Origin of the sequence: Methanofollis fontis, from assembly GCF_004297185.1 — an archaeon.
GTDB classification, from domain to species: Archaea; Halobacteriota; Methanomicrobia; order Methanomicrobiales; family Methanofollaceae; genus Methanofollis; species Methanofollis fontis.
In genome coordinates this window covers 403,812-427,025 of the sequence record NZ_PGCL01000002.1, presented here as the reverse complement: position 1 = coordinate 427,025, position 23,214 = coordinate 403,812, and the positions used below count along the sequence as shown (strand labels likewise).

Genomic DNA, 23,214 nt, shown 5'->3' with positions numbered 1-23,214 from the left:
GTCCTATATGAACCTGATACCATGATCCGCCCCGGTGTATCGAGCATGTTCTTCCACGAACACCCGATCGACGAGATCTTCTCCTCGGTGGAGGAGGCCGGTCTCTCCGGGATCGAGTTCTGGGTGGAGACCCCGCACTTCTGGCTCAGGGGTCTTCCATTGGCGGATATCGATGCCGCAGTCCGTGAACATCCCGCCCTCTCCCCGATCTCGGTCCATGCCCCGGTGCTTGATCTCAACCCCTGCTCGATCAATCCCCGCGTGGCGATGGCCTCGGTGCAGTATGCCGTGGAGGCCGTCGATCTTGCAGAAGCGGTTGGTGCAGCAGTTTTAACGGTCCATCCCGGCAGGAGGACGGCGAGACGCTCCCCCTCGGCCTATGATTATGAACGCTTCGAGGGGTATCTCTCGCGGCTCGGGGAGGCGGCTGGCGGGAAAGGGGTCCGCGTGGCGATCGAGAACATGGAGCCGCGCGTAAACTCCCTCCTCTGCTCGCCGGGGGCGGTGCGCGAGGTGCTTGACGAGCACTCCTGGCTCTGGTTCACGCTGGACGTTGCCCATGCAATGAACGCCTCCCCCCAGGGGGTGATCCGGTATATCGAGACCTGCGGTGACCGCTGTGCGAACGTCCATCTCAGTGCCGCCATGGACGGTCGGATGCATCTCCCGGTCGACGGGGACCGGAGGATCGCCACGATTATCCGTTCACTGGCGGACGCAGGCTACGACGGCCCGCTCACCCTGGAGATCGACGACCAGGCCTTCTCGCGGCCGCTCAGTCTGGAGGAAAAGATCGGCATTTTGCGCAGACAGCGGGTGTTCATTGAGGACTGTCTCAGATGAACGCTGGGTTTAAGAACTCTCAATACAAACTGGAAACTACACACTTGTTTATGAACGATAGTCTGATTTGTAGCCGGATAACAGCGTGGCAGCAATGACGCCCGACGAAATCCTTCTTATTGGTCTTTTTGTCGTCTGTCTCGCTCTTTCGGGTTTTTTTTCGAGTGCTGAAGTCGCTCTTATCTCCATCACCCGCGCAAAGGTCCGGACTCTCGTGAATGAGGGGCGTGAAGGTTCCGGGGCGCTGGCGCAGCTGAAGGAATTTCCCGATCACATCCTGATCACCATCCTCATCGGCAACAACATTGTCAATGTGGCGGCAGCGTCCATCGCCACCGCTGTGGCAATTCAGCGTTTCGGGGATGCAGGCGTCGGTATTGCCACGGGTGTCGTTGTAATCCTGATGCTGATCTTCGGTGAGATCGGGCCGAAGACATACGCCGCACGCTATACCGATAGGCTGGCCCTGTTCGCGGCACCATGGATCCTCCTCCTGACAAAGGTGCTGATGCCGCTTCTCTGGTTCTATGACCGCCTCAGCGCGCGTTTCTCTCTGAGAGGAGGAATCTCTGAACCCGCCATCACCGAGGAGGAGATCAAGGAATGGATTGATGTCGGCGAGGAGGAGGGCACTATCGAAGAGGAAGAGCGGCAGATGCTCTACTCGGTCTTCAAGTTCGGGGATACCACGGCCCGCGAGATCATGACCCCCCGCGTCGACGTTGTCATGATCGAGGATACCAATTCTCTGGAATCGGCGATAAACCTCTTCAATGAAACCGGTCTCTCCCGCCTTCCGGTCTATCACGATCATATCGACAATGTCATCGGGGTCCTGAATATCAAGGATGTCTTTGCAGCCGAATTCTCGAAGAAGCAGGCTTCGATACGGGACATGATGTATGACGCCTTCTTTGTGCCCGAGTCGAAGATGATCGATGAACTCCTCAAGGAGATGCAGCTGCGCAAGATCCACATGGTCATCGTGATGGATGAGTACGGTGGATTTGCCGGTGTTGTGACGGTTGAAGACATTCTTGAGGAACTCGTGGGGGAGATCCTGGACGAGTTCGATGAGGAGGAACCCTCCGTCCAGAAGCTTGGCGAGGGCGTGTATATCGTTGATGCGCAGGTCTGGGTCGAGCACCTCAATGATCATCTTGGCATCTCTCTCCCGATCGGGGAGAGCTATGAGACCGTCGGCGGTCTGCTCTTCACCCTCCTTGGCCATATACCGCTCAGGGGAGAGGTGGTAAAACTTGACGGCGGGATCACGCTTGCCGTGATGCAGATGCGTGGGCGACGGATTGTGAAGGTCAAACTGATCCTTCCGCCTGCCCCCGGACTGGAGGGAGAGAACGGTTAATACCCTGCCGCGCCGACGTGTGAGCATGAAGCGCATCGCGGTCCTGGCGTCAGGGCGGGGCTCGAATTTTCAGGCGGTCCTCGATGCCATCGGCGCGGAAACAATCCCTGCCGAGTGCGTCTGTCTGATCACCGACAACCCGGGGGCATATGCGATCACGCGCGCAGAGCGCGCGGGGGTGCCGGTCAGGGTGATCGACTACTCCGCCTATTCCTCAAAGGATGCCTATGAGGATGCCCTTCTCTCGGCGATGGCGGCATGCCGCGCAGACCTCTTTGTGCTTGCGGGCTATATGCGGATTGTAGGATCCCGGATCGTCGAGGCGTTTGCCGGTCGAATGATCAATATCCATCCGGCCCTCCTCCCTGCCTTCCCCGGTCTCCATGCCCAGCGGCAGGCGATCTCCTATGGTGTAAAGGTGGCGGGGTGCAGTGTTCACTTCGTTGACTCAGGGATGGACAGCGGCCCGATCATCATTCAGGCCTGTGTACCGGTCCTTGAGGGTGACGACGAAGAGTCGCTTTCGGCGCGGATCCTTGAAGAGGAGCACCGTGCCCTCCCTGCCGCCATCTCCCTCTTCTGTGAGGGGCGGGTGATGGTTGAAGGGCGGCAGGTTCGGATCCTCCCCCGGGCTGAATAATGTGGGGTGCATATGCGTCGCAAATCCCGGACTGATGCCTCCCGCCAGATTGCCGGGGAGCGGGTCGAGCGGCTCTTTGCCTGCGCGGAAGAGATTTCAGCCGTCGATCCGGATCGTGCATCCCGTTATGTGGGGTATGCGCGGCGGATCGCAATGCGGCAGCGGGTGCGGATACCCCGGCTCCTTGCCCGGCGGTTCTGCAGGCGCTGCTCGGCATATCTGGTGCCGGGTCGCACGGCCCGGATCAGGATCAGTCGGGGGAAAGTGATTGTGACCTGCCTTGTCTGCGGATATCAGAGACGCTATCCGGTGGTGAAGAAACATCAAGACGAATGACCTGTTTCAGGAACTCAGGCCGACCGTGTGGGTCGGTAAGCGCGGCGCTACAGAAACGATGATCGAGGAGATCAGGCTCCAGCTGAAGAAGAGAAAATACGTGAAGATCAAGTGGCTCAGGAGTACGGAGATCGATCCCGCCGAGGTCGCCCGTCAGGCGGGTGCTGATCTGGTGGGGGTGAGGGGACGGACGATGGTCCTTGCCGAACGCGGGTCGGGGATACGGAAAGCCTGATCCCTTCTCCTCTTTTCATCCCAGATATTCTGTCCCCGTGCCGGAAAAACGCCCGGTTTTGCCCCTCGAAATATATAAAAACCACCATGTCAAATAGATAAAGACTGGTAACATCGATCGTTACAGTGAGGTTAACCAATGACAACTGTATATGATATCCCGGCAGAGATGCTGATCCCGCAGGTGGCCAGCGAATTAAAGGAGCTCCCTGCGATTCAGCCCCCCGAATGGGCGGCCTTTGCAAAGACCGGGATCCACAAGGAAATGCCCCCTGAAGATCCGGACTGGTGGTATGTCCGTGCGGCTGCCATCCTCCGTCGCCTCTACACCGACGGTCCGGTCGGCGTGGAGAGACTGAGGTCTGCATATGGCGGACCGCGCGACCGAGGCTCGAACCCGAACCGGTTCAAGAAGGGAAGCGGTTCAATCCTGAGAAAGGCGCTGCAGCAGCTTGAAGAGGCCGGTCTGGTAGAAAAGGTCGGCGCAGGCCGTCAGGTCTCCGCACAGGGGCGGGCATTCATGGATGCCGCCGCGCACAGACTGAGAGGGGCCGCTGCCGAGGCAGTCCCCGGACTTGAGCGCTACTGAATGTGAGGGATACTGATGGGTGACGATGAAATCTCTGAACTCAGACGGAAACGGATGGAGCAGCTCCAGCGGCAGTCGATGGACGAACAGACAATGCAGGAGGAGCTGGAACGTCAGAAACGGGCAGAGTCGGAGATGCAGCTCGTACTCATGCAGATCCTGGAACCGGAAGCACGGGAGCGACTGAATACGATCAAACTCACAAAACCGGATTTTGCACGTGCCATCGAGCAGCAGCTGATAATGCTTGCCCAGAGCGGCCGTGTCCGGCAGAAGATCACCGATGAGCAGTTGAAACAGCTGCTCCGTCAGGTCGCCCCGAAGAAAAAAGATTTTCGTATAACCAGGAAGTAGATGAAGGCCGGTCTGCTTTTTTCCGGAGGGAAAGACAGCGCCCTTGCTGCGGTCATGCTTGCCCGCGACTATGAGGTCGAACTCACGACGTTTGTCTTTGATCCCGCTCGTGAGGTGCCGTCGGTCGAAGCGGCAGCGCATGTGCTCGACCTCCCCTGGAAAAAGCGATCGTTCGGTAACGAACTACTCGAAGAGGCCGTATCGATGGTGATCGCCTCCGGATATCCGAACGATGCCATAACAATGGTTCACCGGCGGGCGGTCGAGACTCTCGCCGGAGAATACGCCGTTGTGGGTGACGGCACCAGACTCAACGACCGCGTGCCGATGCTGACGAAGGGCGATGTGCTGAGCATCGCTGACCGGTTCGGATGTTCGTATGTCCGCCCCCTTCTGGGCTATGGCAAGGCAGAGGTGGACCGGCTTGCCGGGCGCCACCTCGTCTTCACCTGTGGTGAGTCCGGTTTGATCGAAAACGGGGATTATGAGTCGGAGATCAGGACCGCCGTCCGCCGGCGGGGATGTCAGGTGCAGGGGCTTTTTCCCGACCACCATGAACAGTCCCTGGTGACGGGTGCATTTGGCTCCTGAATAGTGGTGATAATCATGAGCAAGCTGACAAAGGGCCGGAAAATCCGGCTGGCAAAGGCATGCATGCAGAACCGCCGCGTTCCTGCATGGGTGATGATTCGGACGAAGCGCAAGGTGGCATCCCACCCGAAGAGGCGCATGTGGAGAAGAAGCACGCTGAAGGTGTAGAGCGATGGTAGAGGTTCTGAAAGAGCAGATCTATGTTGTCCCCCTCCGCAATGCACGGCGCGCTCCCCGGTGGAAGCGCTGCAACGTTGCGGTGAAGGATATCAGGGCGTACCTGGCACGCCACATGAAGAGCGAGGAGATTAAACTCGACAGCAGCATCAACGAGAAGGTCTGGGAGCGGGGCAGCAAGAAGCCTCCGTCGCATATCAGGGTCCGTGCCATGAAGTTTGAGGACGGACAGGTCCAGGCCGAACTCGCTGAGGAGTGAAATGAAGAGAACGATCGAATTTGCTGCAAATCCTCATATCGGCGTGTTCGCGCGGGTCTTTGAGGAGTTTGCCGTTGTCCCCCCCGATGCTCCGGCAGAATTTGTCTCTGCCATAGCTGATACGCTCGACGTCGAGGTTGTGCGGACGACGATCCAGGGATCATCGATCATCGGGTCCCTCCTTGCCGGCAATTCAAACGGCATGGTGGTGAGTGGTCTCGCCTCCGAGCAGGAACTCGCTGTACTCGGGGAATTTGGTGAGGTGATGACGCTCTCGTCCTCGATGAATGCTGCCGGGAATGTGATCCTTGCAAATGATGTATTTGCCGGTGTCCATCCTGACATGCCGATCGATCTGGCAGAGGAGATCGGAACATTCCTCGGTGTGCCGGTGCGGAGACTATCGTTTGGCGGTATCAAGACCGTCGGGATGGCCGCTGCCGCCACAAACCGGGGAGTTCTCATCCATGCCCGGAGCAGTGATGCCGAGATTGAACGCCTTGCCGGGTGCGCCGGAGATCTTGTGATCGGGGCCGGTACGGTGAATATGGGCGGCAGTCTTGTCGGTACAGGCGTGCTCGCAAACAGCAAGGGATACCTTGCCGGGATAGAGACGACCGGTTTTGAGCTGGGACGGATTGAGGAAGTATTTGGCTTTCCGGAGTGAGTGCAATGGAGAATCAGAAGTATGAAGTAACGGGCGCCTTCCAGATGGGCGGTGTGTGGCAGCCTTTCACCAAGATCATCGTGGCATCGAATGAGGGGCTTGCACGAGAATGGGTTTACACCGATATCGGCAGCAAACACCGCCTGAAGAGAAGTTATATCTCAATTAAGGGCGTTACGGTAGTAGGTGAGTAATCGCATGGATGAGGCCGACCCCCGGGAGCTCCAGTCGCTCCAGTATTACCTGAATGAATATGGACAGCAGGCCGAGGTTCTTTCCAGGCAGCTGGAGATGCTGGAACAGCAGAGGCTTGAGTCGCTTGCCTCCATCGAGTCGCTCCAGTCCCTGGGTGCGGCACAGGGTGGGACTGTGCTTCTTCCGCTTGGTGGAGGCGTGAGCGTGCAGGTTCAGGTGCCAGACCCCGATTCGGTGCTCGTCGCCATCGGGGCGGGCGTCACGGTTGGTCGCACAAATGCGGAAGCGGTCTCGTTCCTTGAAGACCGGGCTCGCGAGCTTGAAGCCTCTGAAAAGAAACTATCCGAGACTATCGAGAGGATCCGGGGGCAGATGAATGAGATTGCCGCCCGGCTCGATGCCGCATACCGCAGCCAGGTCCCCGGACGGTAATCGCCATGTTTGATGGCCTCAAAAACAAACTGAAGAATATCCAGCAGAAATTCGGGCACTCGATCACCGAGGCGGCAGGGCCGGAGGTCGTTGCCGAATCTCCCGGGGAGCCGGTGAAAACGGCCCCTGAAAGTGTTCCCGAAGAAAAACCGATCAGGGAAGGGGCGGTCAGGGTTCCGGAAGTGGTTCCTGAACCGCCTGCACCAGAGGTCGGGAAGACGCCTGAATCTTTTATCTCGCGAGTCAGGAGTCTGGTAATTGAACGCGAGCTTGTCATCTCGGAGAAGGATATCGAGGAACCGCTCACCGAGCTCCAGATGGTCCTTCTTGAGAATGATGTCGCCCTCGATGTGTCTGATGCCATCCTTGCGTATATGAAAGAGGAACTGGTCGGAAGCCATCGCAAGATCGGAACGTCGGTGGACAATGTTGTTGCTCTGGCGCTCCGGCGTTCGCTTCTCCGGGTCCTCGGTGAGGGATTCGATCTCGTCACCTATATCCGGAATCACGAACGACCGGTCAGGATTCTGGTCACCGGCGTGAACGGGACCGGAAAGACGACGTCCATTGCAAAGATGGGGCACTATCTCAGAGAGAACGGCTTTTCGGTGGTGCTCGGGGCAGGGGATACCTTCCGTGCAGGCGCCATCGACCAGATCGATGAGCATGCACGGCGTCTCGGCATCAAGGTGATCCAGCATAAAGAGGGTTCAGATCCGGCGGCAGTCCTTTTTGACACTGTTGAGTACGCCAAAGGGCATGGCATCGATGTTGTGCTCGCCGATACAGCCGGCCGGTTCCACAACCGGAAGAACCTGATGAACCAGCTGGAGAAGATCCGCCGGGTGATGAAGCCGGATCTCATTGTCTATGTGGATGAGGCGGTTGCCGGCAACGATGCGGTCGTGCGGGCCCGAGACTTCAATGATCTCGTCGGAACCGATGCCGTGATGCTGACGAAGGCGGATATGGACCCGCGGGGCGGCGCTGCCATCTCCATCGCCCAGTCGATTGGAAAACCGATCGTATTCCTGGGTACCGGACAGGGGTATGATGACATCGTGCCTTTCAGACCGGCAGCGGTCGTCGATGAACTGCTCGGTGCGGAGGCCTGATCCATGCTAGACAGCCTCAGCACCTCCCTCAAGGATGCCCTGAAGAAGATTGCCGGCAAGACGGTCATCGACCGGGCGGCGGTTGACGAGCTGGTGCGGAGTCTCCAGCGTGCGCTTCTGCAGGCCGATGTTAACGTCAAGCTCGTGATGAACCTCTCCCAGTCGATCAAACAGCGGTCGCTTGAGGAAGAACCGCCGAAGGGGATGGGTGTCAGGGAGCATGTGCTCAGGATCGTCTATCAGGAACTTGTCGCCCTGATGGGTGGTGCCGGCAAGGTGGACCTCGCCCCGCAGACGATCCTGATGGCCGGTCTGCAGGGGAGCGGCAAGACCACGACGACCGGGAAACTCGCCCGATACTTCAAGCGCAAGGGGTTGAAAGTCGGTGTGATCTGTGCCGATACCTTCCGGCCCGGCGCCTACAAGCAGCTCTCAACTCTCTGTGCGAAGGTGGACGTCCCGATCTTCGGAAACCCCGAGGAGAAGGATGCCCTCCTGATTGTCCGGGAAGGGATGAAGCGCTTCGAGGCGACCGAGGTTGTGATCATTGATACCCAGGGTCGGCATGCCCTTGAGGATGAGCTGATCGAGGAGATCGTCAATATCAACGAGATCGCACAGCCTGATCACCGCTGGCTTGTCATCGACGCTGCCCTTGGCCAGCAGGCGGCCGAACAGGCGAAACGGTTCAACGAGGCGATCGGAATCGACGGCGTTCTGATCACGAAGATGGACGGCACCGCCAAGGGTGGCGGCGCCCTCTCGGCCGTCTCGGAGACGAAGAGCGGTATTGTGTTCATCGGGGCCGGCGAGACGATCGACGATCTTGAACGGTTCGACCCGGACGGCTTTATCTCCCGCCTCCTTGGTATGGGCGACCTGAAGGCCCTTGCCGAACGGGCCGAGGAGGTCATCGCAGAGGAGGAGATGGATGTCAATGCCCTGCTCAGGGGGAAGTTCACCCTCAGGGACATGTACAAACAGCTGGAGGCGGTGAACCGGATGGGCCCCCTCAAGCAGGTGATGTCCATGCTGCCGCTCGGAGGGGTGCAGATCCCGGACGATGCCTATGACGTCACCTCCACCAAGATGGACCGGTATAAGGTGATCATGGACTCGATGACGCCCGCCGAACTGGACGACCCGCAGATGATATCAGGCTCGCGCGTCCAGCGTATCTCCCGGGGCGCCGGTGTCAGCCCGGAGGACGTGCGCGAGCTCCTCAAGTACTACAAGATCATGCAGCGGGCCCTGAAGGGGATGCGGGGCAGCAAGTTTTCCATGCAGCGCATGATGAAACGGTTCGGGAAGATGCAGTAGATGAGACGGTTTGTCGTGATTGGCCATCGCGCCACCACCGATCCCGCTTTTTCCCTCAACAATCTTCCCGGCGCCGGCAGGATGGACGAACTCTGCCGGTGCGTCTCCGCCTCCCTCTGTCTGTCCCACGGGATGAGGGAGGACACTGAGTGCTGGCTTATTCTGTGTGGCGGCGAGAAGGCGCCGCTGACCATCAGGTTTTCAGGGAAGACGATGCGAAACCTCAGCCCCGACGAACGAAACATTGCGGGTCTGATCAAAAAGGCCCTCGCCCTCCCGTGTGGTGTGGTGTTCAGGGAGTCGACGCCCGGTGTCGCTGTCAGGAAAGGGGGGCTTGAACGGGTGATCGAAGAGGGCGGATGCGCCGTTCTCCATGAGGACGGGCATGATGTGCGCAGTGTGGGGGATCTCCCCGGCACGTTCCTCCTCTCCGACCATCTGGATTTCACTGCCGGGGAGGCGGAGGCGCTTGAGGCTCTGCCGGCATACTCGCTTGGTCCATGTATCCTCCATGCGGATCAGGCGATTACGGTGCTGCATAATGAATGTGACAGGAGAAAGAGCGGATGGAAGATCTGATCAGAACGGTGGGTGCGATACTCGAGTATGGTCCTGTCTGTGACCACTGCCTGGGGCGTTTCTTTGGGAAACGCTCATTCGGGCTGAGTAATGCAGAGCGCGGGCTGGCGGTCAGGACGGCGTACGCACTCGCACAGAATGAACCCTTTGCCGGAGAACCGGATGAGTGCTGGATCTGCAACCGGATCTTTGATTCGATCGACCTCTGGGCGAGGCGGGTCTGTGAGGCGCTGGATGGTGTGGATTTTGCCACCTTTCTGGTGGGGACGCGCGTCCCGCCTCTGGTGGCCGAGTCCGAGGAGATGGTCTGGAGCGACCTTTCCCTTGCCGATCCCGAACCGATCAAGTCCGAGATGAACCGGGAGGTCGGCAAGGCGGTCTCTGCTCTCACCGGCAAGAGTGTTGATTTCAGGCGTCCCGACGTCGTGGCCGTCCTGAACCTTGCCGAGGAGCGGGTGGAGATCGAGATCAATCCGGTGTATTTCAGGGGGCGCTACCTGAAATATGAGCGGGGGATCCCGCAGACCCACTGGGACTGCCGTGTCTGCCGGGGGAAGGGGTGTGAACGCTGCAACTTCACCGGCAAGATGTATGCAGATTCGGTTGAGGAACTGATCGGAGGGCCGGCGGTTGAGGCCTTTGGTGCTGAAACTGCCGTCCTCCATGGTGCGGGACGGGAGGATATCGACGCACGGATGCTCGGGAGCGGACGGCCCTTTGTAATGGAGATGGTCAGACCGACCCGACGCCAGGTCGATCTTGCCGACCTCGAGGCGGCGATCAATGCCGCGGCCGAGGGACGCGTCGGGGTGATTCTCCAGGGCTGGAGTTCCCACGCCGAGGTGGAAACGCTTAAATCGAACAAAGCGCATAAAAAATACAGGATTCTCGTTGAGGTCGACGGAGAGATCTCCCTGGATGTACTCCAATCTGCACTGACCCGCCTGAATGGTGAGACAATCAACCAGCGCACCCCGCAACGGGTTGCACACCGGCGGGCCGATCGGATCAGGAAACGCAGGGTGATAGACATCCGGTCCCCCGGGATGCAGGACGGCAGGTTCGTCATCGATGTCGTCGGTGAGGCCGGTCTCTATATCAAAGAGCTGATATCTGGCGACGGCGGCCGGACCAGTCCGAGCCTAACGGAGATCCTGGGCATAGACGCTCATGTAACCAGCCTCGATGTAGTGCTGGTAGAAGAACCAGAAAGTGGTGATTGCGATGGCTCATCATAACGGTCCACGGAAAAAAACACGCTATAAGTTCAAGAAGGATCTCAGGCGCCGCGGCATTCTGCCGGTAACGGCTGCCATCCGGACCTTCGAAATGGGGCAGAGAGTCCATATCGTCTGCGAGCCGAGTGTCCAGAAGGGCATGCCGCACAGGCGGTTCCACGGAAAGACCGGTACAGTCGTCGGCCAGCGCGGCCGCGCCTGGCTTGTTGAAATTCCGGATGGAAACGCCACGAAAGTCGTAATCTCAAGACCACAACATCTAAAACCTCAGAGAGTATAATTCTCAACCGAGTGATTGGCATGAAGGTAAAAGGAGTCATCAGCGAGGAGAGGATCACCCTTCCGGAAATGAAGGAGCACCTCGCACAGGTCGAGGCACAGCGCCACGGGGCTGAGCAGGAGATGTCCTACGAACTCCGACAGAGCATTGAGCATGCCAATCAGCTCTCAAAGACCACTCCCTCACAGTCCCGAGCCCTCGTGGACGAACTCCTCACCTTGGAAAAGATGAAACCCGACATCGCGTTCCGGATCGCCAACATCATGCCCCAGTCAAGGGACGAACTCAGGGCGATCTACGCCAAGGAGCGCTATACGCTCACCGGCGAGGAACTCGATGTTATTCTTGAGCTGGTGATCACTCACCTCTGAGGGGTTTGAGATGAAGGTCGAGAAAAAGGAGATCTACGCGGTAGTGGTGGATGTGCTTCTCAAGGGTCGCGCCGATGACCCGAAGCCCGTCTTCAAGCGCGAGCCTGTTGTGCAGGCGGTTGGCAGGGACCAGTTCAAGCTGCTTGAACTGATCCCGAAGAAGAACGCCGATATTCAGATCCACGACACCGTCTATATCGGGGACAACGAGCGGGATCAGATCGAGCGGGTGAAACGCCGGATCGGCTATGCCGAACTGACCAACACCGCTCGCCTCGAACTGCCCTTTGCGATCGAGTCGGTGGTCCGTGAGAATGAGGGACGGTATGTGGATTTTTTCAACAGGGCGGTATCGATCACGCCAAAACTCCACACGTTTCATCTCCTGCCCGGCATCGGGAAGAAATTGATGTGGGAGCTCCTTGAAGAGCGACAGAAAAAGCCATTTGAGAGCTTTGAGGATATTTCTCAGCGGATCAAATCCCTCCCCAGTCCGGTGAAGCTGATCGTGGGGCGGGTGCTCGAAGAACTCGAAGACCCTGAGGTGAAATACCGGGTCTTTACGGCACGATGAAGGCACGGCACGACCAGCATTTTCTCATCGATCGTCGGGCGGTCAGGCGGATTGTAGAGTGTGCCGGGGATATCGCCGGTCGCCGGGTCCTTGAGATCGGTCCGGGTGAGGGGGTGCTGACCGATGCCCTCCTTGCCGCAGGTGCGCGGGTGTGTGCGATCGAACTCGACCCGGCGCTTGTCGATGGATTGTACGAGCAGTTCTCTTCTCAGATCGCCGCCGGAGAGTTAGAAGTCATTCACGGCGACGCTGTAAAGATACTTTATCCGCCGTTTGATATCGTGGTTGCAAACCTCCCCTATTCAGCGTCCTCGCCGATCACCTTCCGTCTGCTGGATGCCGGTTTTGAACGTGCGGTGTTGATGTACCAGCGGGAGTTCGCCGAGCGGATGGCGGCGCCGATCGGGACACCGGCGTGTGGGCGCCTCTCGGTGATGGTGCAGACCTTTGCCGATGTGGACCTCTGCTTCAACCTCCCGCCCCGCGCCTTCTCGCCGCCGCCGCAGGTCTCATCGACGGTGGTCCGCCTCACCCCCCATGAACCGCCCCATTATATCGCCGACAGGCAGATGTATGCGGTGGTGGTGCGCGAACTCTTCTCCCACCGGCGTAAGACGGTGCGCAACGGTCTGCGCGGGGGGCGCAACGCCATCGGCGGGGAGAATGTGGAGCGGGCGATCGCCGGGCTTCCAGACGAGATTCTGTCCCTGCGGCCGGAAGAGCTCTCCCTGATGGTGTTTGCGATGATCGCAAACCTGTGCACGCCGCCAGGCTGATCCTTTCACCCGTCTTCAGGATCTCAGGATTTTTTGCTGTATGGGTTGCAGGTTCAATGTGCTGCCCTCCATTATTATGGTGGCCAAACGATGGTACCATCATGCTCTTCGAGAATTCACCAGCACATAAATTCGTTGTTATACTCATTCTGCTGGTTATTCTCCTTTTGACCGGCGTTGTCTGGTTCCCTCATCTCATGTCACTGACAGGGGGTGCCCTATACGGAAGGGGACGTGGGCGGTGTGGTCGAAGTGGAATGCCCGGAGAAAATAACGCAAGCGACCATCGATAAATATTTTATCGACAATACGATCGGCATGAAGAAATATTTCGAATATGAGGGGCGTTACTACAGGATCATGGGTGTCCATGCAGATTGAAACCAGAGAAGCGAACTGGAACAGACCGTTGACCGGTCATCCCGAGGATAGGGGAGTGGCATGGTTTTGTATCCCATCGTCATAGTAGTTGGGTTCATTCTCCTGCTGCTGTTCTGCATCGGGGCGCCTGCCATCCTGACTTATCATGCCTTAATAAAGGTGCGACCGGCGGCGGGCAGAGGCGTGCCGATCATGATCGGGTTGGTCCTCTCGGCCATGGCACCGGTTGTCAGTCCTGTATCGCTCCCGGTCAGCATAGTAATCATGGCAATGGGTGTCCTGACACCGTTCATGCTTGTTGAGAGGTATTACCCGGAACGGCATCGATACACTGTCCTCCTCATCGGCTCCGTTGTCGCGGGATCCATACGCCTCATAATGGGTTTTGCAATGCTGTCCGGCGGTGGCGACGGCTCACCGATATTCCATCTGCTCACTTCCATGACTTCATCAGATGCGGGCTTTCTGATAATGAACTCGGTCGCCCTGTATCTGGAGATGGTGATCGGTTCGGCGCTGATATTCGGTGTCATTCTCATGACCGTTGTTGCATGGAGAAAAATGTCGGGGAAAAAGTGACCGGCACAAACCAACTTCCCGGTGCTTCCGGTCGCAATGATCACGGCGTCCGTTATCAGGATAAACGACCGGTTGAGAAATCTTCCGGCAACTTCTTAATCAGGCAGGCATCACGATGAGACCATCCATGATGACGATGAAAGATCTACTGCACATCCTTCTGATCATCGGCATCGCAGCATTTTCCGCCGGGTGCACGATTCCGTCGGAGACGCAGATCCCACCCACACTGAGACCGACCGCCTCCTCCGATCTTCCAGATTTCGACTATGCAGGCGTTCCGATCATTTTCTCAGGAGGGGATACCGACTGGCTAACAACGAACGCCTCGTACGTCGCCAGGATCGCCCTCAGGGACGAGGCGGCGCGGGCGATGTACCTCAGCGGCGGCGAGGTCGAGGGGGTGCTCCTCTCCTGCCACCCGACGCCCTCCCACTCGTCAGGCAATGGATGCGCTCCGGCGCTCAGGATCGCAAACGAGACGGCGGTCGTCGATTTCCTGGTCAATGAAACAGCAGGACGAGTGATCTCGACCGTGACAGAAATCACATAGGGGTGCGAGAGAAGGGGCTGCACACCTGAACGGGTGGGGACAGCCCCTAATACCCACTGGCGTAATACCAGCCGTTTTCCTCCCGGATACGTACCGAAACCTCGAAGAGGTCACCGATCCGCTGGTCGGTGAGGGCATCCTGCTTCGGGCCGTCAAAGCAGAACCGGCCCCCCTTCATCAGGATCACCCGCGAGATCTCCGGGATGATGTCGTGGAGGCTGTGGGTGACCATGATCACGCCGGTGCCGGAGCGGGCGATCTTCTGCAGGGTGGTGCGGAATGTGTGCAGGGCATGGAGGTCGAGGCTGGTGGTGGGTTCGTCCATGATGAGGGCATGCGGGTTGTGGACCAGCGCCCGCCCGATCAGGAAACGGCGCCGTTCACCGGTGGAGAGGGACGTCATCGGGCGGTCCTGAAGGTGATCAATCTCCAGGAACGCCAGGATCTCGTCTGTCCTCTCCTCCATCGCCACAGTGATCTCGTGCCTGAATAATCCGACACTGGAGAAGAACCCCGACAGGATTGTGTCCCTTCCGGTGATCTCGCGGGTGAAGGTGTGTTGCAGGTCGTCGGATACGATCCCGAGCAGGGAGCGGAGATCGCCAACGTCCCAGACGTCCCTCCCCATGATCCGATACCGCCTCCCCTCCTGGATGAGGGGATAGTATTCGCGGGTGATGGTCCGGATAAAGGAGGACTTTCCCGAACCGTTCGGACCGAGGATGGCGACATGCTCGCCGTCCGGGATGGTGACCGATATGGAATCCAGGATCGGTGCGTCTCCCCGGATCACCGTGATATTGGCGAAGTCCAGCAGGGGCGGGCGGGAGATGGGGTGGTGCGCTGGTGTTGCCGTCATTCTTCTCTCACCGATGGTGCGTATTCGTGATATGGCCTCTGGAGTGAAGAATCATTCCGCTCTGGCGGTGGGCGATCCGCAGGACTAAAGCGGGCAGCGCCCCATATCTGGATACGATGAATCACCCTGCCTTCAGTCGGGACGATCAGGTGTATGCTCCGGCAGAAGACACCTTCCTGCTCAGGGACGCCGCCCTCCGGGAGGTGCGGCCCGACGACCGGGTGCTCGAGGTGGGATGCGGGAGCGGGGCGGTGGCTGAGGCCCTCCTCGAGAGGGCCGCCTCGGTGACGGCGACCGATATCAACCCGCACGCCGTTCGTTCTGCCCGCGCCCACGGTGTCGAGACGGTGCGGAGCGATCTCGCATCGGGTCTGCGCGGCCCCTTCGATCTCGTCCTCTTCAATCCTCCCTATCTCCCGACCGCCCCTGAGGAGCGCCTCGATGACTGGCTTGAATATGCGCTCGACGGCGGACCGAGCGGACGGGATACGATCGAACGGTTCGCCGCCGACGTCGGGCGGGTGCTGACGCCATATGGGCGCATTCTGCTCCTGGTATCCTCACTCACCGGTCCTGCGGCGGTGCGGGATCTCTTCGCCGCCCTCGGGTATGTCGTGTTTGTCGTGGCAGAGGAGCGGGTCGAGGGCGAGGACCTGATCGTGCTCAGGATCAGCCGCGACCTCTGCCGCATCTCTGCTGGCACATGCTGATGATGGAGGCTCCCCTCTTCAGGGTATCAATATCAGGAGATAGAGGAGCATATAGAGGACGAGCAGGGCGACAACGATTTTCAGCCAGAGGGGAACGGCGATCTTTTTTTCCTCACTCTCTTTCGGGCGTGTAACGGGCGACGGAAGTTCTTCATCCGATTCCAGGACAAAAGAGCCGATGTATCCGCATTGTTTACAGCGGTAGCGAAACCCCCCGTAGCCGCCGATCATCGTGTAGAGATCGGTGCTGCCGCACTGCGGACATCTGAGCATATGATCCGCGGTTTTGGGCCGTCCGCATATCTGCCTTCCGGTCACCCCAACTCTCTTAACCGCGGAACATCCATGAAATGGGTGATCACAGCATGGGAGCGACTCTCGTAGAGAAGGTGTTCTCCTCCCGCTGCGGGAAGGAGATCTGTGCAGGCGATGTGGTGATGGCAGATGTGGATCGCGCAATGATCCACGACATCACCGGTCCCCTTGCCGTGCAGAAGTTTCGCGAGATGGGTGGTGAACGGGTGTTTGACCCGGCCCGGATCGTGATGCTTTTCGACCACCAGGTTCCGGCCGATTCCATTCAGGCTGCGGAGAACCAGAAATTTCTTCGGGAGTTTGCGCTTCTTCAGAATATTCACAACTATGACCTCAGGGAGGGCGTCTGTCACCAGGTCGTGATGGAGAAGGGGCATGCGGCGCCCGGTGAGATCATCGTCGGATCGGACTCGCACACCTGCATGTACGGCGCCGCCGGAGCGTTCGCCACAGGCATCGGTTCGACCGATATGGGTTTTGTGCTGCGCTTCGGCGCCCTATACTTCCGGGTGCCCGACTCGATCCGGGTCGAGGCGAACGGCGCCTTTGCACCGCGGGTCGGTGCGAAAGACCTGATCCTCTCGATTGCAGGGGATATCGGCGCCGACGGCGCCACCTATCAGGCCCTTGAGTTCACCGGCGACACCTTCGGCGCCATGCCGATGCCCGGACGGATGACCTGCTGCAATATGGCGATCGAGATGGGGGCGAAGGCTGGAATCGTGCCGCCCGATGCGGTGACCGGTGAGTATGTCCTCGCCCGCCGCCCCGGTGCGGCGATCCCTGATCTTGCATCTGATGAGGACGCCACCTATGCGGAGTGGCGGGAGTATGACGTCTCAGACCTGGCGCCGCAGGTGGCGGTGCCGCACAATGTGGACAATGTGGTCGATGTTGACCTTGTTGCCGGCACCCATGTGGATCAGGTGTTCATCGGGTCCTGCACGAACGGGCGCTACGAGGACTTCGCCGAAGCGGCGGAGGTGCTTGGAGCCCGCCGGTTCTCGGACGACGTCAGGGTGGTCCTGATCCCGGCGTCCCGCGAGGAGTACCTGAAGACGCTGCGGGCAGGGCTGATCGAACGCTTTGTCGAGGCCGGCGCCCTTGTCGAGGCGCCGTGTTGCGGGCCCTGCATGGGCGGTGCCTTCGGGCTGCTGGCGCCGGGCGAGGTCTCGCTCTCCACCTCGAACCGGAACTTCCGGGGGCGGCAGGGGAGCACCGAGGCCGAGGTCTATCTCTGCTCTGCGGCGACGGCGGCGGCGAGTGCGATCACCGGCGAGATCACCGATCCGAGGGAGGTGTGATGATGCGGATCTGGAAGTTTGGCGACGATATCGATACCGATGCAATCATACCCGGAAGATTTCTGACCGAGTACGACCCCATGAAGCTCGCGGAGCATGTTTTCGAGGGTACCAGGGATGATTTCAGGGCGGGTGTGCAGGAAGGCGATGTCCTGGTGGCCGGGAGGAATTTCGGCTGTGGTTCCTCGCGGGAGCACGCCCCGCTCGCCCTCCTCGGGGCCGGAGTGCGGGTCGTCGTGGCAGAGTCGTTTGCCCGTATCTTCTACCGGAACGCCGTCAACACCGGTCTCCTCCCCCTCCTCTGCCCTGAGGCCGGGGCGCTCGTCGAGGGGCATGAGGCCGTGATCGATATCGCTGGCGGCGTTATCGAGTCGGACGGTGTCCGCCACTCCATCGAGGCGGTGCCTCCCTTCATGCAGGAGATCGTGGACGCCGGCGGACTTGTCGAGTATGCCAGAAATCTGGAGGAGGTTGAGAGATGTACCGGGTCGCATCAATAGGTGGCGACGGTATCGGACCGGAGATCCTAGATGAGGGGAAGAAGGTCCTGGACGCCGCCGCGGAGAAGTACGGTTTTGAGATCGAGTGGACCGATTTCCCGATTGGTGCAGACCGCTACCTCGAGACCGGCGAACTCGTCGGTGAGGACGAACTCCGGGAGCTCTCTACCTTCCCGGCGATCTACTTCGGCTCCATCGGCGACGACCGGGTGCGCCCCGGCGTGCTGGAGAAGGGGATCCTGCTCGCCCTGCGTTTTTACTTCGACCAGTACGTGAACCTGCGGCCGATCAAACTCCTGCACGGGGTTTCGACACCGCTTGCCGGTAAGGGCCCTGAAGACATCGACTTCGTGGTGGTGCGGGAGAACACCGAGGACTTCTATGTCGGGATTGGTAACCGGTTCCGCGGCAGGCAGCATGCCGATCTTGAGGTGATCCGGAACCTCTACTCGGTGCGCTTCGGGCTCGACGCCGAGAGCGATGCAGAGGAGATCGCCTACCAGATCGGTGTGCTCTCGCGGGAGGGCAGCAGACGGGTGATGGAGTATGCCTTCGATCTGGCAGAGCGCCGTGAGAAGCGGGTCACGTCGGTCGACAAGGCGAATGTGCTCTCCGACGTCTACGGACTCTGGCGGGAGGTCTTCTCTGAGGTCGCCGCTGCCCACCCGGGTGTTTCGACCGAGTTTAATTTCGTCGACGCCGTGACGATGTGGTTTGTGAAGAACCCTGAGTGGTTTGATGTCGTGGTCACCCCGAATATGTTCGGCGACATCATCACCGACCTGGGTGCGATGATCCAGGGCGGTCTCGGACTGGCGCCCGGCGGCAACATCAACCCGAAGGGCACCTCGATGTTCGAACCGATCCACGGTTCTGCCCCGAAATATCGGGGCCTTGGCGTGGCAAACCCGATCGCCACGATCTGGGCGGGCGCCCTCCTCCTCGACCACCTCGGTGAGCACGAGGCCGGGGAGGCGGTGGTCGCCGCCATCGAGGGGACGATCCGGGATGGTGTGGTCACGCGGGATCTCGGCGGCACCGCAGGGACAGTGGACGTCGGGGACCATGTGGCACACCTGATCCGCTCCTGAACCTCTCCACTTTTTGAAGTGTAGACCCGTTATTCCGAAGGGACCCCTGATGATCCGGGGTGCCGTATCAGGTGAATGAAGGGCATTTTCTCTCTCCTGTGGCATCTTTGGCCTTTTTTTCACTGTTCTGGTGTTAAATGTGTGGCATATCCAGAATTTATCGGTTTAATGCTCTATTTTTCATTAATGTCACTATCTGAGGATGGATGTCGAGATCATTGAAGGCTCCGCACCCTGCCTCCTGTACGCACTCCGGATACGTCCATTTCGGCCCCCGTTTCTGGAATCCGGGTATGGATCCTGGCTCAGAAAGGGGATATTTTGTGGTTCTGGCAAAATGCGGGCCGTTCATGGATCCGCTGTTTTTCCTGTCCCTCTCCTTTCCTTCAGATCGCCGATATCGTTCTGAGGTATACCTGTGCCCGCCCGCCTCTCCTCACGGCGAGGAGAAGGGATGGTATGGTGGCGAAAATCGGTTTAATCCTGGGGGTTCCTGTATGGAAAAACCCTGAAATGGGGCGTACTGCCCACTCTGCAAAAACACGGCGATTCTGTCAATTTTGGATGTTTTGAAGGTGATTAATCCTGATCCGGTCTCCGGGTAGTGCCGCGCACGCCCGTATAAACAAGGAGCAACGATTGATCCATGGTTGGAGCCATTGATCACCGTTCCACACATCGGTGCCTCACCCATGAATGGCAGCACTGCACCATCTGCCGGCGGCGGCGCTCACCCGCCCATGCAGCAGGGCGTTCGCCCATCCGGGCAAGGGATGGCTTGGGGTGCCATCGCAAAGGGCATGGCGGCGAATCAGGACCAGGAGGAGCCCTTTCGTGATAGAGTCCTGTGTCGGGATGATATCCTGTTTCTTTCACCCCCTCATGCCGATCCGTCCACCAGCATGGGGCGCGGTGATATTATCATCTTGCCAATCCTCATGCATACAGATGAAGAGTCAGGTGAAATGGGGCCTCGGGCTGATCCTCCTCGGTGCGATCCTTTTGTCCATCGGTTTTCCGTTTCTCCTCCTCTATGCCGTTCCGTTGATCCTGATTGGGATTGCCCTCATTGTATTCCGGAACCGGGAAGAGCGGATTGAGCAGGTCCAGGAGTGAAAACGAATGATCCTCACCACCACAGAAAACGTCCCTGGCCACACGGCCACGGTCATCGGCATCGTCTATGGCAACACCGTCAGGTCGAAACACCTCGGTAAAGACATCATGTCAGGTCTCAAGAGCCTCGTCGGCGGTGAACTCGAAGCCTACACCGAGATGCTCACCGAAGCCAGATTGGAGTCAATCAATCGGATGGAAAACGCTGCAAAAAAGATGGGGGCCGACGCCGTCGTCAATATCAGGTTCACCACTTCGCAGACGGCGCCTGGAGCGGCCGAACTGCTCGCCTATGGGACGGCGGTGACGCTGACGCCGGTCAAATGATATAGCCTTCCAGCAGTGCCGCCGCTTCCCGCTCCCGCGGCCCCCCGCATTTTTGCACGATCGCCAGGTGGTGGTCGATCAGGGCCCTGAGGGCGGGATCGCGGCCCATCATAAAGCGCGTGGCGTGCACCGTCGCCTCGACGATCCCGGCGAAACCGCGGTTGTGCGGGTGCACCGAGGGGTCGAGCACTTCACCCCCCAGGGGTTCGAGAGTGACAAAATAGGTCTCTGCCGTCTCGTGCCTGACCGTTGCATGGAAGGCCGCCCAGGCCTCACAGGCGGCGAGTCGCTGCATCGTGCGGCCCTCCGCCTCGATATCGATGAAGGCGTCGGCCGAAAGGTCCTCAAAGGCCGTCCGCACCCAGACAACCGGGTCGTGGGTGACGTTTGCCACCACCCATCCATCCCGCCGGATATTCTCCTCGGTATGCGAACCCTTGAAGAGAACCATCGAAGCGCTCTCATTCCGGAAGATGAACCCCATCGGTGCGGCGTTTCCCTGTGTGGTGGCGATCATCTCGTTGATCCCCTCCCTCAGCAGTCCCATCGCCACTCCTCCAGCAGGGCGAGATAGATCCCGGCGATCATGATGTCGGCAAGCGACCCCGGATTGATCCCGCGGGCCAGGCACTCCTCGTCGAACGCCTGGAGGGCAACCCTCCCGGCCTGCACCTCCCTCGCTCGCATCATGGTCTCCTCAGCGACGGCGGCGCCGTGTTTCTTTGCGATGAAGGTGTCGGGGTAGGAGGCGAGCAGGTCGAGGAAGGTCCGGACGATTGCCTCCCTTCCCGGCCCATATGAAACGAGGAGGTCGGCCGCCTCCCGGCAGAGTGCAAAACCGTTCGTCCACTCCCTCGCCACCATATCACGCTCCGACGAATAGGCCATCACGTCGTAGAGGTTCATATTCCGCTCCCTGAGGATGGTCAATGCAGCGGGATCGTTCACGTCGATCTCGTCTTTTTCCAGCACCCGCACCGCCGTCGCCGAAAATGCCCGGTAAAATGCGACGGCATCCTCGACCGTGGTTTCAGCCACCGTCCGCATTGCTCCATCGATACTCCCGCCCGAGACGAGTGGCATCAGCAGGATGAAGGCGCCGAAATGGGTGTTTCCGCCTGAATGGCAGCTGGTGTCCAGCACCGCCTCCTCGATCAGGCTGCCGAGTCCGCTCCCTCCCGCCTCCGCATGCTCAAAGGCGCAACGAGCAAACACGGCGGATGCAAGAAAATGTTCGAGACGGGTATCTGGATAATCATGCCCCCGGTCCACATTCCCTGGTTTTGGGGAGGCCGTGACCTCCAGCACCATCGCCAGCTGCGCTGCCTCAGTCCGCGTCATCGTCCGGCACTGCATCATACACCCGTTCCATGATCCGCTCGGAAAGGCGGCGTTTCTCCTGCATATACTCCCTGGTGGTGATCCCGGCCTCGCGCTGCAGGGCGACCTCCCTGAGCATGCAGGGGGAGGAAGACTTGCAGCACCATGCAAGTGACTGGAAACAGGTGATCTTCCCCTTCTCAAGGGGCGTGCCCTTCACTGCCTCCGTCTTGATGTGCATATATTCCTCCTTTGAAAGACCGATCCGCTCCAGGAAGGGGATGAGTGGGCAGTGCTTCACCGGCAGGCAGCAGAAGGTGAGGGCGCGGACATCGCCCCCCCTGCAGAGCTGCTTGGGTGCATTGTACCAGCCTGTCTCCTCTTCCTTCCGCTGTATGGCGGCATCGAGTCCGGCGAGTGTCCGCTCGTCCGACCGGCGGGCAAGCGAGACCATATCGGCACCATGGGAGAACATCTCCATCGCACGGTCAAAGGAGGTGATGGAGTTGTTGGCGATGAGAACAAGGGGGCAGGCGTTCCTGATCTGGCGGAGACGGGAATGGCCGAAGTCCATCAGGTCCACATGGATGATATCCGCCCCGGCCCTCCAGAGCAGGCGGGCAAGATGGCGGTCGTCCGGCGCCACACCGGCCCGGATCTTCACTGATACCGTCACATCAAGGGTCTTCAGGGCTCGGATCGTCTCTGCAAGTCGGTGCGGTTCGTTCAGCAGCGCCTCGCCACAACCGGCGGCGATCATGGCGGGCTGGCGGCAATGGGCGTCAATCTCATAGATCACCCCGTTCCCGATCGCTGAGGCGATCGCCGTATATGATTCGGGGGTGCTTCCACGCAGGTTCAGGCCGATGACCACCCCGCTCTCCCTGAGGGCGTCCACCTGCTCCTGCAGCGCCGCCACCGGATCATCGTACAGAAACTCGGTCCGCCCTTCTGCGGCCATCTCCCGGCTTGCCGCTATCGTTTTTTCGTCGATGGAATAACCGCCGATAAATGCGGCTCCAATATGATCTTTGCGGGCGAGCACATAGGAGGCATCCACCACCCCGGCCATTGAGGCGATGGCGATTGGCGTCCTGACCGCCTGTCCATTGATGATGAGTCCACAGCGCTTTAAGGAATCATTCATGATTCCATCTGTGTTGACCTTCAGATCACAAAGCAGTTTGGTTGTGGTGTCCGACCTCCCTGTTTGTGCCCCTTTC

Annotated in this window: 35 protein-coding genes; 30 read left to right on the top strand and 5 right to left on the bottom strand. The window is 59.4% G+C overall.

What is annotated here, in order from left to right; genetic code table 11:
- The first annotated feature begins 21 nt into the window (after positions 1 to 21).
- The 24 genes from CUJ86_RS05905 to CUJ86_RS05795 all read left to right on the top strand — a co-directional run bounded on the left by CUJ86_RS05905 (position 22) and on the right by CUJ86_RS05795 (position 14,449).
- On the top strand, positions 22 to 843 hold the full coding sequence (locus CUJ86_RS05905; RefSeq protein ID WP_130646634.1) for a sugar phosphate isomerase/epimerase family protein: 822 nt from the start codon (positions 22 to 24) through the stop codon (positions 841 to 843).
- 94 nt (positions 844 to 937) lie between these two features.
- A complete protein-coding gene (locus tag CUJ86_RS05900; RefSeq protein WP_130646846.1) occupies positions 938 to 2,209 on the top strand; it encodes a hemolysin family protein in 1,272 nt (423 codons plus the stop codon).
- Between the two features lie 25 nt (positions 2,210 to 2,234).
- A complete protein-coding gene (gene purN / locus CUJ86_RS05895) occupies positions 2,235 to 2,849 on the top strand; it encodes a phosphoribosylglycinamide formyltransferase (protein WP_130646633.1) in 615 nt (204 codons plus the stop codon).
- Positions 2,850 to 2,861: 12 nt separating this feature from the next.
- Positions 2,862 to 3,185, top strand: coding sequence for a ribonuclease P protein component 4 (locus tag CUJ86_RS05890; protein WP_130646632.1), 324 nt, complete (start codon positions 2,862 to 2,864; stop codon positions 3,183 to 3,185).
- Positions 3,172 to 3,420 (top strand): YhbY family RNA-binding protein, encoded by a 249-nt coding sequence (locus CUJ86_RS05885; RefSeq protein ID WP_130646631.1) that lies wholly within the window; start codon positions 3,172 to 3,174, stop codon positions 3,418 to 3,420. The genes CUJ86_RS05890 and CUJ86_RS05885 overlap by 14 nt, the downstream gene beginning before the upstream one ends.
- 138 nt (positions 3,421 to 3,558) lie before the next feature.
- Entirely contained in the window at positions 3,559 to 4,008 is a 450-nt protein-coding gene (locus CUJ86_RS05880; protein WP_130646630.1) for a 30S ribosomal protein S19e, read from the top strand.
- 15 nt (positions 4,009 to 4,023) lie between these two features.
- Positions 4,024 to 4,362: a DNA-binding protein gene (locus CUJ86_RS05875; RefSeq protein ID WP_130646629.1), complete on the top strand. Its 339-nt coding sequence runs from the start codon at positions 4,024 to 4,026 to the stop codon at positions 4,360 to 4,362.
- Positions 4,363 to 4,953 carry a DUF7411 family protein gene (locus tag CUJ86_RS05870; protein ID WP_130646628.1) on the top strand — a complete coding sequence of 197 codons (591 nt, stop codon included), beginning with the start codon at positions 4,363 to 4,365 and terminating at the stop codon, positions 4,951 to 4,953.
- Between the two features lie 15 nt (positions 4,954 to 4,968).
- The gene (locus CUJ86_RS05865) at positions 4,969 to 5,121 is read left to right on the top strand and encodes a 50S ribosomal protein L39e (RefSeq protein ID WP_130646627.1); all 153 of its coding nucleotides are present in this window, start codon (positions 4,969 to 4,971) and stop codon (positions 5,119 to 5,121) included.
- Positions 5,122 to 5,125: 4 nt separating this feature from the next.
- Positions 5,126 to 5,389 carry a 50S ribosomal protein L31e gene (locus CUJ86_RS05860; RefSeq protein ID WP_130646626.1) on the top strand — a complete coding sequence of 88 codons (264 nt, stop codon included), beginning with the start codon at positions 5,126 to 5,128 and terminating at the stop codon, positions 5,387 to 5,389.
- Between the two features lies 1 nt (position 5,390).
- On the top strand, positions 5,391 to 6,056 hold the full coding sequence (locus CUJ86_RS05855) for a translation initiation factor IF-6 (protein WP_130646625.1): 666 nt from the start codon (positions 5,391 to 5,393) through the stop codon (positions 6,054 to 6,056).
- A 5-nt stretch (positions 6,057 to 6,061) separates the two neighbouring features.
- On the top strand, positions 6,062 to 6,250 hold the full coding sequence (gene rpl18a, locus CUJ86_RS05850; protein WP_130646624.1) for a 50S ribosomal protein L18Ae: 189 nt from the start codon (positions 6,062 to 6,064) through the stop codon (positions 6,248 to 6,250).
- Positions 6,243 to 6,683, top strand: coding sequence for a prefoldin subunit alpha (gene pfdA, locus CUJ86_RS05845; protein ID WP_328590950.1), 441 nt, complete (start codon positions 6,243 to 6,245; stop codon positions 6,681 to 6,683). The genes rpl18a and pfdA overlap by 8 nt, the downstream gene beginning before the upstream one ends.
- Positions 6,684 to 6,688: 5 nt before the next feature.
- Positions 6,689 to 7,798, top strand: coding sequence for a signal recognition particle-docking protein FtsY (gene ftsY, locus CUJ86_RS05840; protein WP_130646623.1), 1,110 nt, complete (start codon positions 6,689 to 6,691; stop codon positions 7,796 to 7,798).
- A 3-nt stretch (positions 7,799 to 7,801) separates the two neighbouring features.
- Positions 7,802 to 9,118 carry a signal recognition particle protein Srp54 gene (locus CUJ86_RS05835; protein WP_130646622.1) on the top strand — a complete coding sequence of 439 codons (1,317 nt, stop codon included), beginning with the start codon at positions 7,802 to 7,804 and terminating at the stop codon, positions 9,116 to 9,118.
- Positions 9,119 to 9,697 carry a tRNA (pseudouridine(54)-N(1))-methyltransferase TrmY gene (gene trmY, locus CUJ86_RS05830; RefSeq protein ID WP_130646621.1) on the top strand — a complete coding sequence of 193 codons (579 nt, stop codon included), beginning with the start codon at positions 9,119 to 9,121 and terminating at the stop codon, positions 9,695 to 9,697. It abuts the gene before it with no gap.
- Entirely contained in the window at positions 9,685 to 10,935 is a 1,251-nt protein-coding gene (locus CUJ86_RS05825) for a tRNA pseudouridine(54/55) synthase Pus10 (RefSeq protein WP_130646620.1), read from the top strand. Before trmY ends, CUJ86_RS05825 begins: the two co-directional genes overlap by 13 nt.
- Positions 10,922 to 11,215 (top strand): 50S ribosomal protein L21e, encoded by a 294-nt coding sequence (locus CUJ86_RS05820; protein ID WP_130646619.1) that lies wholly within the window; start codon positions 10,922 to 10,924, stop codon positions 11,213 to 11,215. The genes CUJ86_RS05825 and CUJ86_RS05820 overlap by 14 nt, the downstream gene beginning before the upstream one ends.
- A 20-nt stretch (positions 11,216 to 11,235) precedes the next feature.
- The gene (locus CUJ86_RS05815) at positions 11,236 to 11,586 is read left to right on the top strand and encodes an RNA polymerase Rpb4 family protein (RefSeq protein WP_130646618.1); all 351 of its coding nucleotides are present in this window, start codon (positions 11,236 to 11,238) and stop codon (positions 11,584 to 11,586) included.
- A 10-nt stretch (positions 11,587 to 11,596) separates the two neighbouring features.
- Positions 11,597 to 12,160 carry a DUF655 domain-containing protein gene (locus CUJ86_RS05810; protein WP_130646617.1) on the top strand — a complete coding sequence of 188 codons (564 nt, stop codon included), beginning with the start codon at positions 11,597 to 11,599 and terminating at the stop codon, positions 12,158 to 12,160.
- On the top strand, positions 12,157 to 12,936 hold the full coding sequence (rsmA, locus tag CUJ86_RS05805; RefSeq protein ID WP_130646616.1) for a 16S rRNA (adenine(1518)-N(6)/adenine(1519)-N(6))-dimethyltransferase RsmA: 780 nt from the start codon (positions 12,157 to 12,159) through the stop codon (positions 12,934 to 12,936). Before CUJ86_RS05810 ends, rsmA begins: the two co-directional genes overlap by 4 nt.
- Positions 12,937 to 13,170: 234 nt before the next feature.
- Positions 13,171 to 13,317 (top strand): hypothetical protein, encoded by a 147-nt coding sequence (locus CUJ86_RS11815; protein ID WP_165394795.1) that lies wholly within the window; start codon positions 13,171 to 13,173, stop codon positions 13,315 to 13,317.
- Between the two features lie 60 nt (positions 13,318 to 13,377).
- Positions 13,378 to 13,896, top strand: coding sequence for a hypothetical protein (locus tag CUJ86_RS05800; RefSeq protein WP_130646615.1), 519 nt, complete (start codon positions 13,378 to 13,380; stop codon positions 13,894 to 13,896).
- A 127-nt stretch (positions 13,897 to 14,023) separates the two neighbouring features.
- Positions 14,024 to 14,449 carry a hypothetical protein gene (locus CUJ86_RS05795; protein ID WP_130646614.1) on the top strand — a complete coding sequence of 142 codons (426 nt, stop codon included), beginning with the start codon at positions 14,024 to 14,026 and terminating at the stop codon, positions 14,447 to 14,449.
- Positions 14,450 to 14,495: 46 nt separating this feature from the next.
- On the opposite strand, the gene CUJ86_RS05790 is transcribed toward CUJ86_RS05795, so the two are convergent.
- Positions 14,496 to 15,308 carry an ABC transporter ATP-binding protein gene (locus CUJ86_RS05790; protein ID WP_130646613.1) on the bottom strand — a complete coding sequence of 271 codons (813 nt, stop codon included), beginning with the start codon at positions 15,306 to 15,308 and terminating at the stop codon, positions 14,496 to 14,498.
- 116 nt (positions 15,309 to 15,424) lie between these two features.
- On the opposite strand from CUJ86_RS05790, the gene CUJ86_RS05785 reads away from it, so the two are divergent.
- On the top strand, positions 15,425 to 16,018 hold the full coding sequence (locus CUJ86_RS05785) for a HemK2/MTQ2 family protein methyltransferase (protein WP_130646612.1): 594 nt from the start codon (positions 15,425 to 15,427) through the stop codon (positions 16,016 to 16,018).
- 18 nt (positions 16,019 to 16,036) lie between these two features.
- Here the strand turns inward: CUJ86_RS05785 and CUJ86_RS05780 are convergent, their stop codons facing one another.
- Positions 16,037 to 16,291, bottom strand: a complete 255-nt coding sequence (locus CUJ86_RS05780; protein WP_130646611.1) for an IS1 family transposase — start codon at positions 16,289 to 16,291, stop codon at positions 16,037 to 16,039.
- Positions 16,292 to 16,383: 92 nt separating this feature from the next.
- Between CUJ86_RS05780 and CUJ86_RS05775 the strand changes: the two genes are divergently transcribed.
- The 5 genes from CUJ86_RS05775 (at position 16,384) to CUJ86_RS05760 (ending at position 20,671) form a co-directional block, all read left to right on the top strand.
- A complete protein-coding gene (locus CUJ86_RS05775) occupies positions 16,384 to 17,637 on the top strand; it encodes a 3-isopropylmalate dehydratase large subunit (RefSeq protein ID WP_130646610.1) in 1,254 nt (417 codons plus the stop codon).
- A 2-nt stretch (positions 17,638 to 17,639) separates the two neighbouring features.
- Complete coding sequence (locus CUJ86_RS05770) at positions 17,640 to 18,137, top strand: 3-isopropylmalate dehydratase small subunit (protein WP_130646844.1); 498 nt, start codon at positions 17,640 to 17,642, stop codon at positions 18,135 to 18,137.
- On the top strand, positions 18,116 to 19,228 hold the full coding sequence (locus CUJ86_RS05765) for an isocitrate/isopropylmalate dehydrogenase family protein (protein WP_130646609.1): 1,113 nt from the start codon (positions 18,116 to 18,118) through the stop codon (positions 19,226 to 19,228). The genes CUJ86_RS05770 and CUJ86_RS05765 overlap by 22 nt, the downstream gene beginning before the upstream one ends.
- Positions 19,229 to 20,176: 948 nt before the next feature.
- On the top strand, positions 20,177 to 20,344 hold the full coding sequence (locus CUJ86_RS11810) for a hypothetical protein (protein WP_165394794.1): 168 nt from the start codon (positions 20,177 to 20,179) through the stop codon (positions 20,342 to 20,344).
- A 6-nt stretch (positions 20,345 to 20,350) separates the two neighbouring features.
- Positions 20,351 to 20,671, top strand: a complete 321-nt coding sequence (locus CUJ86_RS05760; protein WP_130646608.1) for a YbjQ family protein — start codon at positions 20,351 to 20,353, stop codon at positions 20,669 to 20,671.
- Here CUJ86_RS05760 and CUJ86_RS05755 read toward each other — a convergent pair.
- From CUJ86_RS05755 to CUJ86_RS05745, 3 genes are read right to left on the bottom strand one after another with little or no spacing between them, the layout of a single operon-like run.
- A complete protein-coding gene (locus tag CUJ86_RS05755) occupies positions 20,664 to 21,218 on the bottom strand; it encodes a DUF447 domain-containing protein (RefSeq protein ID WP_130646607.1) in 555 nt (184 codons plus the stop codon). The genes CUJ86_RS05760 and CUJ86_RS05755 overlap by 8 nt on opposite strands.
- On the bottom strand, positions 21,206 to 22,012 hold the full coding sequence (locus CUJ86_RS05750; protein ID WP_235855587.1) for a triphosphoribosyl-dephospho-CoA synthase: 807 nt from the start codon (positions 22,010 to 22,012) through the stop codon (positions 21,206 to 21,208). The genes CUJ86_RS05755 and CUJ86_RS05750 overlap by 13 nt, the downstream gene beginning before the upstream one ends.
- Positions 21,999 to 23,138, bottom strand: coding sequence for a methanogenesis marker 9 domain-containing protein (locus tag CUJ86_RS05745; protein ID WP_130646606.1), 1,140 nt, complete (start codon positions 23,136 to 23,138; stop codon positions 21,999 to 22,001). Before CUJ86_RS05745 ends, CUJ86_RS05750 begins: the two co-directional genes overlap by 14 nt.
- Between the last annotated feature and the right edge of the window lie 76 nt (positions 23,139 to 23,214).